1 protein-coding gene is annotated in these 279 nt (G+C 49.1%); it reads right to left on the reverse strand.

Annotated features, from left to right (window positions below; all coding sequences use genetic code 11):
• Positions 1-36: 36 nt before the first annotated feature.
• On the reverse strand, positions 37-279 hold a 243-nt coding region (locus tag K6T82_RS24415; RefSeq protein WP_223711667.1), incomplete at its 5' end, for a U32 family peptidase.

Genomic DNA, 279 nt, shown 5'->3' on the forward strand with positions numbered 1-279 from the left:
CTTTTAGAACCGTCCCCAGAGTTCCTTGGTGCCGAATCAAACGCCGCGGTGTAGATGTCCTTTGGTGGTCCCCTGAATGCTCAGCTGCTCCAACCCGTCAATTAGTGTAGCAAAGCAGTTGCGCTCAGGATCATGTCCTCTTGCGGCACCAAACAACAAGTCATGATAAATGCGAGTGGCTTTACCAATATAAGTAGCATCATGAGCCAACCCTTCTATTCTGACTGAAAGACCCAATTTTGTCAACGCCAACAAGTGCGCGGCGAGGTTTAAGTCCAT

The sequence above is a fragment of the Flavobacterium potami genome (assembly GCF_020026915.1).
In the GTDB taxonomy this organism is placed as follows: Bacteria; Bacteroidota; Bacteroidia; order Flavobacteriales; family Flavobacteriaceae; genus Flavobacterium; species Flavobacterium potami.